Annotated in this window: 13 protein-coding genes; 8 read left to right on the top strand and 5 right to left on the bottom strand. The window is 65.1% G+C overall.

Features of this window, described 5'->3' with window-relative positions; all coding sequences use genetic code 11:
• Nucleotides 1-32: 32 nt before the first annotated feature.
• Genes J3R73_RS16340 through J3R73_RS16325 form a run of 4 tightly spaced genes read right to left on the bottom strand, consistent with a single transcriptional unit; the run spans nucleotide 33 to nucleotide 4,729 of the window.
• Nucleotides 33-1,556 (bottom strand): TniQ family protein, encoded by a 1,524-nt coding sequence (locus J3R73_RS16340; protein WP_307428911.1) that lies wholly within the window; start codon nucleotides 1,554-1,556, stop codon nucleotides 33-35.
• Nucleotides 1,543-2,448, bottom strand: a complete 906-nt coding sequence (locus J3R73_RS16335) for a TniB family NTP-binding protein (protein ID WP_370879936.1) — start codon at nucleotides 2,446-2,448, stop codon at nucleotides 1,543-1,545. Before J3R73_RS16335 ends, J3R73_RS16340 begins: the two co-directional genes overlap by 14 nt.
• Complete coding sequence (locus J3R73_RS16330) at nucleotides 2,439-4,118, bottom strand: TnsB C-terminal domain-containing protein (protein ID WP_307428903.1); 1,680 nt, start codon at nucleotides 4,116-4,118, stop codon at nucleotides 2,439-2,441. The genes J3R73_RS16335 and J3R73_RS16330 overlap by 10 nt, the downstream gene beginning before the upstream one ends.
• Nucleotides 4,115-4,729 carry a TnsA endonuclease N-terminal domain-containing protein gene (locus J3R73_RS16325; RefSeq protein ID WP_307428900.1) on the bottom strand — a complete coding sequence of 205 codons (615 nt, stop codon included), beginning with the start codon at nucleotides 4,727-4,729 and terminating at the stop codon, nucleotides 4,115-4,117. The genes J3R73_RS16330 and J3R73_RS16325 overlap by 4 nt, the downstream gene beginning before the upstream one ends.
• Before the next feature lie 245 nt (nucleotides 4,730-4,974).
• Between J3R73_RS16325 and parA the strand changes: the two genes are divergently transcribed.
• The 7 genes from parA to J3R73_RS16290 all read left to right on the top strand — a co-directional run bounded on the left by parA (nucleotide 4,975) and on the right by J3R73_RS16290 (nucleotide 10,636).
• Nucleotides 4,975-5,628: a ParA family partition ATPase gene (gene parA / locus J3R73_RS16320; RefSeq protein ID WP_307428898.1), complete on the top strand. Its 654-nt coding sequence runs from the start codon at nucleotides 4,975-4,977 to the stop codon at nucleotides 5,626-5,628.
• On the top strand, nucleotides 5,625-5,876 hold the full coding sequence (locus J3R73_RS16315; RefSeq protein ID WP_307428895.1) for a hypothetical protein: 252 nt from the start codon (nucleotides 5,625-5,627) through the stop codon (nucleotides 5,874-5,876). The genes parA and J3R73_RS16315 overlap by 4 nt, the downstream gene beginning before the upstream one ends.
• Nucleotides 5,873-6,394 (top strand): DUF2840 domain-containing protein, encoded by a 522-nt coding sequence (locus tag J3R73_RS16310; RefSeq protein ID WP_307428892.1) that lies wholly within the window; start codon nucleotides 5,873-5,875, stop codon nucleotides 6,392-6,394. Before J3R73_RS16315 ends, J3R73_RS16310 begins: the two co-directional genes overlap by 4 nt.
• Nucleotides 6,391-6,948 (top strand): S26 family signal peptidase, encoded by a 558-nt coding sequence (locus J3R73_RS16305; protein WP_307428889.1) that lies wholly within the window; start codon nucleotides 6,391-6,393, stop codon nucleotides 6,946-6,948. Before J3R73_RS16310 ends, J3R73_RS16305 begins: the two co-directional genes overlap by 4 nt.
• Before the next feature lie 68 nt (nucleotides 6,949-7,016).
• Nucleotides 7,017-7,352 carry a DUF736 domain-containing protein gene (locus J3R73_RS16300; protein ID WP_307437416.1) on the top strand — a complete coding sequence of 112 codons (336 nt, stop codon included), beginning with the start codon at nucleotides 7,017-7,019 and terminating at the stop codon, nucleotides 7,350-7,352.
• Nucleotides 7,353-7,356: 4 nt separating this feature from the next.
• Nucleotides 7,357-8,283 (top strand): lytic transglycosylase domain-containing protein, encoded by a 927-nt coding sequence (locus J3R73_RS16295; RefSeq protein WP_307428886.1) that lies wholly within the window; start codon nucleotides 7,357-7,359, stop codon nucleotides 8,281-8,283.
• Entirely contained in the window at nucleotides 8,213-10,636 is a 2,424-nt protein-coding gene (locus J3R73_RS16290; protein ID WP_442358286.1) for a relaxase/mobilization nuclease domain-containing protein, read from the top strand. Before J3R73_RS16295 ends, J3R73_RS16290 begins: the two co-directional genes overlap by 71 nt.
• A 100-nt stretch (nucleotides 10,637-10,736) precedes the next feature.
• Here the strand turns inward: J3R73_RS16290 and J3R73_RS16285 are convergent, their stop codons facing one another.
• The gene (locus J3R73_RS16285) at nucleotides 10,737-11,696 is read right to left on the bottom strand and encodes an AraC family transcriptional regulator (RefSeq protein WP_307428880.1); all 960 of its coding nucleotides are present in this window, start codon (nucleotides 11,694-11,696) and stop codon (nucleotides 10,737-10,739) included.
• A 565-nt stretch (nucleotides 11,697-12,261) separates the two neighbouring features.
• Between J3R73_RS16285 and J3R73_RS16280 the strand changes: the two genes are divergently transcribed.
• Nucleotides 12,262-13,959, top strand: a complete 1,698-nt coding sequence (locus J3R73_RS16280) for a methyl-accepting chemotaxis protein (RefSeq protein ID WP_307428876.1) — start codon at nucleotides 12,262-12,264, stop codon at nucleotides 13,957-13,959.
• Nucleotides 13,960-13,978: the final 19 nt, after the last annotated feature.

The following is a 13,978-nucleotide window of genomic DNA, read 5'->3' as shown; positions in this document are numbered from 1 at the left end:
ACTTTGCCCTCATCGCTGGGCGAGATTTCCCTTTAATCGTGGAATCGCGCATCGTCGCGGCTCCATCGACGAGGGGCGCTGACGCGACGCCGGACCCAGGGACCATGCTTGCGCAGCAAGCGGGACGCGACCTCCAGGCTGACTTCCAGCCCGAAGCGACGGAAGATCTCGTTCCTGACGCGGTTCGAGCGCCAGTGCGGCTGGTTGGTCGGTGCCTCGGCGATCCATTGTGCGATCTCGACGGCCTGAGCCTGGTTGAGGGCACCGCGCTGACGATCGAGCGCGGACTCAAGACCGGCTTTCGCGCCCCGCTTCAGCCAGATGTAGAGGGTGCGTGGAATGATTCCGGCAGCCTCGGCCGCCAGTTCGACGGGCATCCCGTCACGCACATCGGCGAGCGCCATCAGGCGGGCCCGACGATGCGGAAAGCGGTCGATCGCAGCGCGGGCGCGCAATTCATCTCCGCTCTCGGGCAGGTTCTCGATCCAGTCGCGCCACCATGCCCGGTCATCGGGATGCTTCTGGTCCGGCCAGATCGCCAGCAGGAGATCGAGCAACACCTGTCGGGTCGCACCATCGAGATGCTGCCAGCGATCAAGCTGCCGGCGTGGTCGCGGTCCCTGCACGATGGCGATGGTCGTTCTCACCCGGTCGGGCCAGCCGTCCAGTATCCACGCAAGGATCAGCAAGCCTTCGTAGCTACCGGCTGGCTCCGGGCCGAGCGTGCCGGGGCCGAAGTCCCGTTCGATCCGTTCGAACAGCCGACGACGCGTAACGGGTCGGGTCTCGATCCAGATCGCGCCCAGCAGCACGTCGAACAATGCGATGGCTTCGGGCCACGCAAGCCGTTCTCTATCCGGCATGACGAAGGTGCCGCTGTCATGCGCGGCGCGGAGTTGCCGATGCAGGGCGACGGCGGCCGGATGGGCCTCGCGCGCCGCCATTGCGGTGAGACGGAAGCCACAGTGCGTGCAACGGTCGGGCGCAAAATAGTCCTGCGAGGACAAAGCTGGCAGCTTCAGCCTGTGTCCGCATTCCGGACAAGCCCCGACCAGCACTTCGGAATGGTCGGGGCAGATCATGGTCCATCCGGTGGCCCAGTCTCGGCGGACATAGGGCACCGGATCATCCATCAAGCAATGCGGACATACGGCAATGCGCCGTTTACGGCGGCTCGTCGCCCCCTGTGCCCGGAAGCGCAGCCCTGCGAAGCGGTCGCGTGGATCGTCCGTCTCTTCGTCTCCCGGCCACAACGTCAGTTCGGTCAGCACCATCGCATCGACGCCGGTTGCTTGCGCCAGATGCTCCAGCAGCGCCGGAGGAGGCCTACGCCACCAGTCGCCGCGACCGGCCAGTTCGATGTCGGCACGGCGCAGGAGCAGATCCTCGGGCGAGACCCCGAAGGGCTCGGCATAACGCAGCAGCCACGATGCCAGTGCTTCATCCCGCAGCGGCACGGTCACGCCCGGCAGCTTCGGTCGCTGCACGATGGCCAGCTCCCCGGCGGGCGGGTCGAACAACTCGACCTCGAACAAATCCTTCTCAGACCACGGCATGACGACGCTCGGAGGGCGCTATGAACCCCAACTCATCCAGCATGTCGGGCAGGATGCATTCCTTGCCCGTGACGACGGCGGCCACCGCCGCGCGCGTCACGATAGACACGACTTCACCAAGGATGCCCTCGGAGATCGAGAGTAACCGCTGCGCCATCGGTGGTGCCGACAGGTTCGAGGCTTCCTTCAACGGCATCGAAGCTTCGAGCGTGTTGAGCAGGCGTGTGAACTCGGCCCCACCTTCCCAAGGGGGCAGGCCGAACGGCGTGAAGCGGTTGGCAAGCTGGTCGTCACTCTGGATCGCCCGCAATCCTTCGGCCGTGCCGACCGCGACCAGCGGGATTTGCAGCTCGTTGCCGAGCCAGCGCAACAGGTTCAGGAACCGCCGCTGCTGGTCGCGCGACCCGCACAGCATGTTGTGGACCTCATCGATGACGAGCATCCGTACGCCTGTCGCCCGCAGCATGCGCACCGCCGTATCCTGCTTGGTCGACAGCCTGTCGTTCAACCGGTCCGGCGCGCCGAGCGCTTCGAGGATCGCCGAGAAGAAGCGCCGCTCATCCGGAGCCGGCGGCATCTGCACTTTCAGCACCGGCACCCGGATTGCGCCGTCGCGGGCGCTTTCCTCCGATCCCGGCAGGTGGCTGCGCCGGAACTTCTCGACGATCATCGTCTTGCCGTTGTTGCTCGGCCCGACCAGCAGCAGGTTCGGCATTCGCGTCCGCTTCGGGAAGGACAGCAGATCCTCAAGTGCCGACAAGGCGGCTTCCGCCCGTGCGTAACCGAGCCAACGATCCGTCCGGATACGCCGTATGCGCGCCTCGTCAGGCGCATCGGCCAGCGCCTGCATCGCGGGCAGCAGATGGGAATAGGTCTTCTCCGTCACAGCCATTCCTCCACGTTGGTGAACAGCCGCTCGTTCTCGGGCAGCGGTTCGAACGCCCGGGGATCGGGTCTGTCAGGTTTTGCCACCGCTGGTTTCACAGCGTTGGCCTTGGCGGCTTGCAGCCGGCGCTCACGCTGCCGCCGTATGGTTTTGGTTTCAATGACCGCCCGTTCGGCAATACTGCGCATCCGGTCGATCGCCGCGAAGATAGCGTCCTCGTCCACCTGGGCGCGGCCGTCCTCACGCAGACGTTTCAGGGCAAGACGATGCTCCCACAGGCTGACCGGCGGTCGCCTGAGATCGGCGTAGTTCAGGTCGTAATAGCGCCCGTCGGGTGCCCAGAGGTAAATCCGGCTGAGATCGCGCGGATCGTAGCGCACGACCATCTTCTCCCGCTCGCCGATCAGCGTGCGCAGCACGTCCGACCAATAGGCGATCGAATGCAGGAATACGCCCTGGCGACGTATCAGCCGCCGTTCCATCGGCAGAAAGTCGATCAGGAACTTGCGGGCATCGAAGACCTGTCGCGTGTTGCCGCGCCCAGGCCGTTCCTCGTTCCCTTCCAACCCACGCTGCCAGGCCACGAGCGGCGTCGCGCCAATGCCGCGATGCAGGTCGCAATGATAGACGCCGGTGATGGCATGAGCGAGCCATCGCTCCACTTCGTCGAGCGTCATCGCCGCGCTCTTCGACGGATCGAGATCACCCTTCACCCGCACGTCGGAGAAGGTCGTGCCTGGCAGAAGATGGACCTTGCCCATCATCGTGCCGATCAGCCGCTCGATATGGCCGCCATAGTGCGGGGTGCGCACCGGCCGGTAGTCGATGTCGATGCCATGTTCATGGCATCCCTGCTTCAGCGCGATCGAACGGAACTCCTTGGCATTGTCGAGGTGCAGACGCTCGGGAATACCGCTGACCGGCCAGTCGCCCTCGACGTCGCGCACCCGCATCCATGCATCCTTCGGCAAGGCGGCATGGGTGATGCACAAGGCGACGCTGACCGCCGAGGGCGGGTCGAGCGAGAGATGGAAGCCCGCGACGCAGCGGGAATGCACATCGATCGCCAGCGTCAGCCACGGCCGCTGGATCGGCTCGCGCGTGCGGCTGTCGACAACGATTACGTCGACCAGCGTGTGATCGATCTGCACCAGCGACAGCGGCCATGGTGCCTCGAGCGAACCGACCGCCGGCGCGTAACGATCCCGCGCGGCCTTGCGGCCATGGCGTTTGCGATGCACGTCCGCAGCCGGTCGCATGCGCAGTCTCAGATCGATCGCCTTACGGCTCGGTGGCGTAAAACCGAGCATCCGGCAGCGCTTGCGCACTTCCAGGACGACATCGCTGATGCGCTGTTTCTGGCGCGTCAGGAACAGTTGATCGATGACCGCTGCAACGATCTCCTCGACCTCGGCGGAGAGGACAAGTTGGCCCTCACGTCGTCCGCGCCGCTCGGGCAACAGGCTGGTCAGCCGTGGATCGGCCTCGTAACGCGCCAGCAGTCGATAGACGAGCGTCAGGCTGATACCCAGTTCGTCCGCAGCCGCCTGTGCCATGCCGCGCGATCGGCGCTCGGTTTCTGCAAGCGGCTTGAGAACTTCGAGCCGTCGCCGCGCTTTCTCCCACTCTTCCAGGCCAATTCCGGACAGATCGGGCGCGGACGACGGCTGGGTCATGACACCCTCAACCGGGTGTCGAACCCGACAGCGAGTTGCGGATCGAAGACAAGATCGCCGCGCGCCATCAGCCGCCAAACAACGCCCAGCGCCATCACGCGGTCGCACGGCATCGCCGTCACCGTCTCGCGCAGCGTGGCGGCACCCATTCGCCTGACAACGGTCTTGGCAGCCTCCGCCAACTCCGCATCCAGTGGCGCCGTGCGCAGCGGCAGCAGCCTGCGCGCATTGTCCAGCCGGGGAACGCGGATTGCCGATTCAGTGACGATCCGGAAGCTGCCGCCATCCTTATGCACAGTGGTTCGGGCAGCAACAAATCCCGGTCGCAACGCGGACCAGTTCGCGCGCAGATCAGCCCGATATTTGATCTCGACGAGTTCGTATCGCCCGTCGCTCCAGGTCACGCCGAAGTCCGGCGTGTACCGACGCGCTCCCACCGGAGTCTCAAACCGGATCGTCGTCGGCTGTGCCACGATAACCGCACCGGGATCATCGAAGGCCGCAAGCAACGCGAAGTCTCGTTCGAGCGCGCTCTCGTGTTCGACGAGGCCGGTCTCGAAACTTCCGAACCCTGTGACATGCGAACGGCGACTGAGCGGGATGCGTCTCATCGCTCCCTCCGACTCATCTGAGTGTCACACGAACGTACACCCAGATGTAGCGGTCAGTCCACGATTTAGGGACAAAATCTATGATTCAAGGGAAATCAGCCAATGGCCAAGAGTCCAGAAAGACTCAGCATTCCTTACCGATCAGATTCGGATTCAAGGAAAAACGACAATGGGGCCTCAAATCGTGGACTGGCCTCGGATGCCACGAAAGCGCGCAACGTCATCCGCCCGAACCGGGGGCGGCCATGATCATCGCCCTCCTCAATCAGAAGGGTGGCGTCGGCAAGACCACGCTGGCGCTGCATCTGGCTGGCGAATGGGCCGGCAAGGGCAAGCGCGTCACGCTGATCGACGCGGACCCGCAGGGTTCGGCGCTCGACTGGTCGCAGCAGCGGGCGCGCGAAGGCTCCCCCCGGCTCTTCGGCGTCGTCGGCCTGGCGCGAGACACCTTGCACCGGGAGGCGCCCGAGCTGGCGCGCGATGTCGATCACGTCGTCATCGACGGACCGCCGCGCGTCGCCGGTCTGATGCGCTCGGCCTTGCTCGCCGCCGATCTGGTGCTGATCCCGGTTCAGCCGTCGCCCTTCGACGGCTGGGCCTCGGCGGAGATGCTGGCGTTGCTGACCGAGGCGCGCATCTACCGGCCGGAGCTCGCCGCCCGTTTCGTGCTGAACCGCTGCGGTGCACGCACCGTCATCGCCCGTGAGACGGCCGAGACGCTGGCCGACCACGATCCGCCGGTGCTCACCGCGACCATCGGCCAGCGTGTCGTCTTCGCCGACGCCGCGCAGTCCGGCCGGCTCGCCTCGGAAATCGACGCCGGCAGTCCGGCCGCGCGCGAGATCGCGGCGCTCGCCGCCGAGATCGACCGACTCCGCACCGGGAGGACGACGCCATGAGCGAACGCCCGACCCGTAAGAGCTTCGCATCCCGGCCGGCCGATCCCGAACGTTGGATCAAGGCCACCGACGTTCGACCGCGCGATGGCGAGGCCGGCGGTTTCACCGCCCGGCTGACCATCGACATCACGCCGGAACTGCGCGGTCGCATCAAGATCGTGGCGTTCCGGCGCGGTGTCACCGTCGCCGACATGCTGCGCGCGCTGCTCGCGCGCGAATTCCCCGCCACCGAAGGAGACCCATCATGACCGGCAACGCGGCGTCCCGCGTGCGCGGCGGCCCCGTGCCGCTGGCGCATCCCTCCGACAGCCTGACCCATGTCGAGCTGACCCATGTCGAAAAGCGCATCGAGAACTGGATCAGGTTCGGTCGCAAGGCGCACGAACAGATCCTCGACCGGCGACGGCGCATCTTCTCGTTTCGGCCCGGCAGCGTCTTCGCCTTCGTCCGCTGGGCCTCGAACGATTTCGGCACGATCATCTCGCGCATCGACATCGTGCGCGCGGTGGACCCAGGCGAAGCCTATCAGACGCTGCCCTTCGTGCGTCCCGGCGGCGACATCCTGCTCGAGATCGACGGCTGGTCAACGGTCGAACAGGTGCTCCGCCACATCGACGCCATCCAGGCGATCGGCATCGAGCCGGAGGATGTCTCGCCCGACCATTGGCGGCATGTCCACAACCGGCTGACCGCCGGACACCTGCCGCGCGCCTACACCGCCGACCAGCACCGAGCGTTCCTCCTGCGCCGGAGGGCCGAACCATGACCCGCTTCGGCTATGTGATGGCGACATATTTTTCGATCATGGGCGTGGCCATCGCGTCCTTCATCCCGACGCCGACCCGGCTGGTGTGGAACGTCTCCGCCAGCGCACCGATCGGCCTCTACGACATCGATCCGCCGGGCGATCTGCCAAGTGGTCTCAGGGTCACCGATCTGGTTGCGGTCGTTCCGCCAGAACCGCTCACCGATTTCATGGTGGAGCGCGGCTATATCGGTCGTGGCGTGCCGCTCTTGAAGCGCGTCATGGCGCTCGCCGGGCAACAGGTCTGCCGCACCGGTCGCGACATCATGGTCGATGGCGCCTTCATCGGCGCGGCGCTCGACCGCGACCGGAGGGGCCGCGATCTGCCGGTCTGGCAGGGCTGCCGCCGCATCGCGGACGGCGACATCTTCCTGATGAACCCGGATGTCCGCGACAGCCTCGACGGCCGCTACTTCGGCCCGATCCCGGCCAAATCCATCATCGGCCGCGCGACGCCGATCTACACCGACGAAGATGGTGATGGCCGTTTCGTCTGGTGGGCCGCAACCCGCTGACCGCCAAGGCATCGGCGGGCGTGCTGCTCGCCGGCTTTCACCCAACCACCCGCATCACGGAGACTTCCATGCCGCAGATTGGCCAGTTCACGCGCGAGACGACGGGCTTCGTCGGGCGCGTCCGCACGCTCACCCTCTATCGCGAACTCACCATCGTGCCGGCCGAGCCGTCCGATGCCGAGAACGCGCCCGACTATCGCATCCATCACGGCAATGACGAAGGTCCGGAGATCGGCGCGGGATGGAAACGCACTGGCGAGCGCGCGGGCGAATACATCTCGCTGCTGATCGACGACCCCGCCCTGCCGCAGCCGATCCGCGCCAATCTGTTCCGCGACGATGACGGCGGGGCCGTCTGGTCATTGCACTGGACGCGCCCGGTCAAGCGTGGCGAGAAGGATTGAGGTCATGCTGTTCGTCAACTGGATCGCGTGCGAGATCGCGCGAACAAGCTCCATTCCTTTGTTCGCGGGAAAGCCGTTTCATTCCTTCGTCCCGCTCGACGATCCGTCGGCCGGCGCGCGCAGCGCAGGTCCAGGGCGATCGAAGATCGGCGCACTGCGCGCACCCTTGACTGTAGCGAGCACGCTGGCAGTCTGGCGTCGGAGTGGAGACAGAACGCCCGTCCGATCAGCGGTCCTTCTGCTTTCGGTTATGCTCGCGGTCGAAATGCCACTGCCCTGTCAGGCGCAGCCGGAGCCGGTCCGGCGTCAGACTTCTGTCGATCCCTATGCCGCCGATGTCGGCGAGGCGGCGCAGCGCTTCGAGCTTTCCGCCTCCTGGATCAGGGCGGTGATGCGCGCCGAGAGCGGCGGCGATCCCCGCGCGACCTCGCCCAAGGGGGCGATGGGCCTGATGCAGATCATGCCGGAGACCTGGGCCGAATTGCGCATCCGGCATCGGCTCGGCAGCGATGCGTATGACCCGCACGACAACATCATTGCCGGTGCCGCCTATATCCGCGCGTTGTTCGACCGCTACGGTTCGCCCGGCTGGATCGCCGCCTATAATGCCGGGCCGGGCCGTTACGAGGCGTCGCTGAAAGGTCGCCCGCTGCCGCTGGAAACCCGCGCCTATGTCGCGGCCATCGCGCCGATTCTCGACGGCGGCGACACTGCCGAATCGGTCCTGGTCGCCACAGCCGGTCCGCCTTCGTGGACCCGCGCGCCGCTGTTCGTCGTGCAGGCCGGGCGCGCATCTTCTGCCAGTCCTGTGCAGTCCGACGCGCGCTCCGGCGACGCTCGGGCTGCAACACCCGTGCGCGATGTCTCGGCGATCACCCCGCAGTCGGGCGGTCTGTTCGTGGCCCGGGCGGATACGGGAGAACCGCGATGAGCATGGTGCGATGGTGGGGCCGGCGATCCTGTTCAGTGTCCAGCGCAGGGGAGCAAGATCAGGCGGAATCAGGGTCAGGATGGGCAGAAAGGGCGGTGAGGCGGGAGGGCAAGATAAAACCGGCCGGCACCCTATGGGTCCGCTCCGGGGGGCAAGCCCTTGTCTGCACATTGGTTGGGAGGATGGCGCGCGGCACCACGAATTTCGAGGCCTGGTGCCGCGCGGCGCGGCAAGGCCGGCCTTCCTCGCTTTTCTCGCGGCACTCCAACCCCAAATCGCCGGTTTTGGGAGGTCGGCCATGAGCGCGGAGGACGATGACCACTTCCGGCCGAGACCCGGTCGTGTCCGCTCCGACGCGCCGAAGGCGGGCCAGACCAAGAGCTTCCTCAGTCAGGTCCGCAAGATCGCCCGCCAGCAGAGCACCGCCGCAGCGTCGCGCCGTTCGTCACCGGGGAAATCCGGCGGATCGGCGAAAGCCGGAGCAAAGCACAACGGGTTCGCCGGGCCGGGTGTCCGGCGTGGTCGCGGCGCCAGCTTCGTCCAGTCCCGACACATCGCCGGCGGCTGGCGTCACAGTGCGCCGGGAAGCCGCCGCATCGTGGTGAAGACCCGCTTCGTCAAGGGCGCAGGCAAGAGCGGCAAGGCCGCCGCCCATCTACGCTATATCCAGCGCGACGGCACCGCCCGCGACGGCGAGCGCGGCCGGCTCTATTCGGCGTCGGAGGATCGTGCCGACGCCGACGCCTTCCTCGATCGCGGCAAGGACGATCGCCACCAGTTCCGCTTCATCGTCTCGCCCGAGGACGCCGCCGATCTCGCCGACCTCTCCGGCTATACACGCGAGCTGATGGGAAGGATCGAAACCGACCTCGGCACGAAGCTCGATTGGGTCGCGGTCAACCACCACAACACCGGCCACCCGCATGTCCATGTCATCGTCAACGGTCGCGATGGCCTCGGCGAGGATCTGGTCATCAACGGCGACTATCTCGCCAACGGCATCCGCGAACGGGCGAGTGAGCTGGCGATGCTGGAGCTCGGTCCCGTCACCGAGATCGAGCAGCGCCGCAAGCTCATGGCGGAGATCGACCAGGACCGGCTCACCCGCATCGACCGGGCGATGCTGGACGAGGCCGCCGGCGGTCCGCTCGATCTGCGTCACGAACCGGATGATCGGCGCAGCCAGGAAGATCGGACGCTCCGCATCCGCCGTCTCGGCACGCTGGAGAAGATGGGGCTCGCCAGCGAACACCAACCGGGCGTCTGGGAACTGAGCGATCGGCTGGAAGCGACGCTCAGCGAGATGGGCGAGCGCGGCGACATCATCCGCACCATGCAAAAGGTGCTCCGTGCCGAGGGTGCTGAGCGCGACCCGATGAGTTTCGAGATTCATGGCGGCTCGCCCACGACATCGATTACCGGTCGCGTCATCGACAAGCATCTCTCCGACGAACTGGGCGAGACCTTGACGCTTGTGGTCGATGGCATCGACGGGCGCATGCACCATGTCTCCGGCATCGATACGGCCCGCGTCGAGGAGGCGCGCATCGGCAGCATCATCGAGATCGGGCCGCCGGACAGCGCCGGGCGCCCCTCCGATCGTGCCATCATCGCCACGGCCGAGGACGGCATCTATCGGCCGAGCCGCCATCTGGAACAGGCCCGGTTCGAGGGGCGCGTACCGGGCGGCGACTATGAGGGGTTCGTGGACGCCCATGTCCGTCGCTTGGAGGCGTTGCGTCGCGCCGGCATCGCCGAGCGCATCGACACCGACCAATGGCGCATCCCCGACGACTTCGAGGCACGCGCCGCCGCCCATGATGCCGGTCGCGATGCCCGCTCCAATATCCGCATCCTCTCGACCTTCGATCTGGAAAAGCAGATCGGATCGGACGGGGCGACCTGGCTCGACCGGCGGTTGGTCGGTGCGGGCGTCTCCGACCTGTCGGCCGCCGGCTTCGGCGATGTGGTGCGCGAGGCCATGGAGCGTCGCCGCGACAAGCTGATCGATCAGGGTGACGCGACGCGCCAGACCAATGGCCGCGTGGCCTACCGGCGCAACCTGATCGCCACACTTCAGGAGCGTGAGGTGGCCCATGCGGGGACAGAGTTGGCCGCCAACAAGTCCATGCCGTTCCGTGCCGCAGCCGATGGCGAGACCGTCAGTGGCACCTTGACCGGCACAGTGCAGCTCTCCAGCGGCAAGTTCGCCATCGTCGAGAAGAGCCACGAGTTCACACTGGTCCCATGGAGGCCGGTGATTGACCGTCAGCTCGGCAAAGAGGTGGCAGGGATCGTTCAGGGCGGATCGGTGTCGTGGCAAATGGGTAGGCAGCGAGGTTTGGGACTGTGATACGTACCGCACCGGCCTAAAACCCCGATGACAAAGGGAGCGCCGACCAGCTGATGACGACCGGCTACCGGCTTCACTCACGACCTTCGGTCTTCATCCGCTATTTCTTGTGGCGGCCGGACCACGCCTCTGGACCGAAAGCAGCGAAATAGTCGGCCTTGAAGCGGGTGGCGTTCGAAAAGCCCCAACGTCGAGCGATGGCATGGATACTACCGCCTTCCGATGCCAGTAACTCCTGGCGGACGGCCGCGAGCCGAGCCTGCTTGAGGAATTCGTGGGGCGCGATACCGAGGTGCTTGAGAAAGCCGATCTGGAGAGCCCGCGCGGTGACGCCCAGGCATTCAGCGAGTTCACCGACCGTCATAGGGCCGGAACTCAGTTTGACGATGTCGATGGCCCTGCGGACCGTCTTGTGTTCGATCCCCTGCGCCCGGATCGAACGCGCCGGCGCGACCTGCGAAATCATGTCGAGGAGGGAGAGCAGCGCGGTTTCCTCCATCTGCCGGACGGTGAAGTCGGAGATGAGTCCTTCTTCCCGCGCGTCGAAGCACATGTTGACCTTGGCAAACATCGACGCCACGATGTGCCCCAGTCCAGCCTCCGTCCTCGATATACAAATGGCCTCTGTCAGGGATGGTCCGAGATCGCCCGTGAGGTGAAGCGCTCGCCTGCGGAGTTCCTCGAGAGGCAGAGTGAAGTGTGTCGTATCCGATCGGCCGAAGAACAGCAGCGAGTTGACGCGCCGTGGATCGACCAGAGCTATCCGGCTGCGGTCGCATGGATCTCCGCTATTGAGGAAAGTCCCTCCGGGATGGGCGGCGCCCGCCTCGACCATCACGAGCGAGAGATTGTCGGGACAGGCATCAGATCGTGCTTCGAGATCGGACGTGTAGCGGTTCCTGATCGCCACGAAGATCGATCCGTTGCGGATCGACAGCTCGCCCGAGAACGGTTCGGCTGTTCTTGGTTTCATCTCGATGCGCCAGCCCTGGCGCTCTCCGATGATGGCCTGCATGGCGTCGACGTCGTTCGATGCGAGCTTCACGTGATGGAAAGGCATGTGTCATCCCCTCGTCGACGTCCAAGAGCGCTTCGGTTCTCGTTCTCTCTGCTGTTAGGTTGATGATCTACCGGTACAGCATAGCAACTGCCGCCACAAAGACCATCGTGATCTGCGATCCCACCCCGAATTCCTCGGAAAATGTTTCTATTGCTATGGGAAGCGCACCTTTCTCGTCGCGTAAGTCGATGTCGGGCGTCTCACGATCTCCCCCGCTGCCGACCGTACGGTTGCTCAACGCCCGCCCATCGAAGTGGTGATCCAGCTCCCCTCCTAGTCGAATCGCTTTTGTCTAATCTCAGCGGAAGTGAGGGCGAAGCATAGATCAGAAATAATCAGTAAGTAAACTAATATACACGTTTTGCGAATTATAGTTACAAAAAACGAAAGAAATTGAAAGTTTATTTGAAATACACGGCAATTAACCGTTCATTAACACTGACTTGCTCTGCTTTAGCACTGTTTATTGCTGATCCTAGAAGGCGAAACGCGCGATCATGGCGCTCGACGTTCATTTCCGTCTAGACGGCATCAATGCTCTGCTCATCCCGAAGGAGGTCATCGCATGTCCTATTCGAATCTACCGTTGGCCTGGAAAGTGGTCAGCCTGCTGCTGTTGCTCGGGGTCGTCAGTCTCGGCGGCGCCTATTACTCCACATCGACCACCGTGAAGGTCGACGAAGCCTATTCGAACGTGATCGAGCATGATGCGATGGCGCTGATTCAACTGGCGCGCGCCAACCGTTTCGTCGTCGCCTATGACGATGCCATCTACGAAACCATCGTCGCGACGACCGACGAGGGCAACCGCAAAGCGGTCCAGCATCAGGCGGAGGCCTTCAAGGGGTTCGAGGAGAACGTGGGCGAAGCCGTGCGTCTCCAACCTCAGTTGGCCGACCGGATCCGTGACATATCGAACGATGTGAAGAGAGCGCAACAGAGTTCCTGTGCCGAAACGATCCGGATCGCCAATGGCGACCTGACGATGGAAGGCGTCAAGAAGGCCGGCGACCTCATGGACAGGGACTGCAGTCCGGCTCTCGATGCAGCCCGGGATAAATTGACCGCGTTCAACACCGTTCTGATGGATCAGATCAAGAAGACCAATGCTGCGGCCAGCGCCTCCACGGCGACCAGCTTCTGGGTCACGCTGGGCGGGATTTCCGCAGCGCTCGTCACCGTCATCGGTCTTGCGGTGTTTCTGACCAACACCGGCATCGTCCGTCCGATCCAGGCCGCGATGGGTGTCATGGCCTCCCTCGGGAGGGGCGAACTCAACGTCGAGGTTCCCGGTGCCGAACGGCGTGACGAGGTCGGTCATATCGCCAAATCGCTCGAGGTGCTGCGTGGTCAGCTTCAGGTGGCCGAGACGGCGCGTCAGGAACAGGCGGCTCGCGAGGGGGCAGAACGTCAGCAACTCGCCCGTCGCGAGAAGCTCGCGGGAGATTTCGTCGCCCGCATGCAGGCTCTTGCCGCGGGCTTCGCCCAATCCTCCGGTGAGGTCGCCGACAGCGCCAAGGGTCTCTCCGCCACGGCGGAGGAGACCTCGCGTCAGGCCCAGGCCGTCGCTGCGGCGGCCGAAGAAGCCGCCACCAACGTCCAGACCGTCGCAGCCTCGTCCGAGGAGATGGCGACTTCGGTGCGCGAGATCAACGGACAGGTCGGTCATTCGGCTCGGGTCGCCGACACCGCCTTCAACGAAGCGGAAGCCTCCAACGGTCGCATTGCGGCTCTCGCCACGGCGGCCTCGACGATCGGCGACGTGATCAACCTGATCAAGGGTATCGCCGACCAGACCAACCTCTTGGCTCTGAACGCCACCATCGAAGCGGCACGCGCCGGTGAGGCCGGCAAGGGCTTCGCCGTCGTCGCAGCCGAGGTCAAGCAACTGGCCGATCAGACCGCCAAAGCGACCGGCGAGATCGGCGCCAAGGTCGGCGAGATCCAGCAGGCGACCGATGGAACGGTGAAGTCGATGACGGAGATCGTCCGCGTCATCGGCGAAATGAAGGAGGTCGCCTCGGCAATCGCCGGTGCGGTCGAACAGCAAGGGGCGGCGACCGCCGAGATCGCCCGCAACTGCCAGCAGGCGGCGGCGGGTACTCATCAGGTGACCGAGAACATCTCCGGTGTCGGTCAGGCGGCCGAGATGACCGGAGCGGCCTCGACCCAGCTCATGACGCTGTCGACGGGCTTGTCGAGCCAGGCCGCCGATCTGCGCAAGGTCGTCGAGACCTTCGTCAAGGACTTCGCCGCCGCGTGATGCGGGGACCTCCATTCGT

The organism is Labrys monachus (assembly GCF_030814655.1).
Classification (GTDB): Bacteria; Pseudomonadota; Alphaproteobacteria; order Rhizobiales; family Labraceae; genus Labrys; species Labrys monacha.
Note: the sequence above shows the minus strand (reverse complement) of the source record. Positions and strands in the feature narration are given on the sequence as shown.

What these genes read in the sequence shown, in the direction of transcription:
- J3R73_RS16300 (WP_307437416.1), top strand. Translation starts at nt 7,017, where the DNA reads ATGCCGCAGATTGGCCAGTTCACGCGCGAGACGACGGGCTTCGTCGGG.
- J3R73_RS16290 (WP_442358286.1), top strand. Translation starts at nt 8,213, where the DNA reads ATGTCTCGGCGATCACCCCGCAGTCGGGCGGTCTGTTCGTGGCCCGGG.
- J3R73_RS16305 (WP_307428889.1), top strand. Translation starts at nt 6,391, where the DNA reads ATGACCCGCTTCGGCTATGTGATGGCGACATATTTTTCGATCATGGGC.
- J3R73_RS16335 (WP_370879936.1), bottom strand. Translation starts at nt 2,448, where the DNA reads ATGGCTGTGACGGAGAAGACCTATTCCCATCTGCTGCCCGCGATGCAG.
- J3R73_RS16295 (WP_307428886.1), top strand. Translation starts at nt 7,357, where the DNA reads ATGCTGTTCGTCAACTGGATCGCGTGCGAGATCGCGCGAACAAGCTCC.
- J3R73_RS16340 (WP_307428911.1), bottom strand. Translation starts at nt 1,556, where the DNA reads ATGCCGTGGTCTGAGAAGGATTTGTTCGAGGTCGAGTTGTTCGACCCG.
- J3R73_RS16310 (WP_307428892.1), top strand. Translation starts at nt 5,873, where the DNA reads ATGACCGGCAACGCGGCGTCCCGCGTGCGCGGCGGCCCCGTGCCGCTG.
- J3R73_RS16315 (WP_307428895.1), top strand. Translation starts at nt 5,625, where the DNA reads ATGAGCGAACGCCCGACCCGTAAGAGCTTCGCATCCCGGCCGGCCGAT.
- parA (WP_307428898.1), top strand. Translation starts at nt 4,975, where the DNA reads ATGATCATCGCCCTCCTCAATCAGAAGGGTGGCGTCGGCAAGACCACG.
- J3R73_RS16280 (WP_307428876.1), top strand. Translation starts at nt 12,262, where the DNA reads ATGTCCTATTCGAATCTACCGTTGGCCTGGAAAGTGGTCAGCCTGCTG.
- J3R73_RS16285 (WP_307428880.1), bottom strand. Translation starts at nt 11,696, where the DNA reads ATGCCTTTCCATCACGTGAAGCTCGCATCGAACGACGTCGACGCCATG.
- J3R73_RS16330 (WP_307428903.1), bottom strand. Translation starts at nt 4,118, where the DNA reads ATGACCCAGCCGTCGTCCGCGCCCGATCTGTCCGGAATTGGCCTGGAA.
- J3R73_RS16325 (WP_307428900.1), bottom strand. Translation starts at nt 4,729, where the DNA reads ATGAGACGCATCCCGCTCAGTCGCCGTTCGCATGTCACAGGGTTCGGA.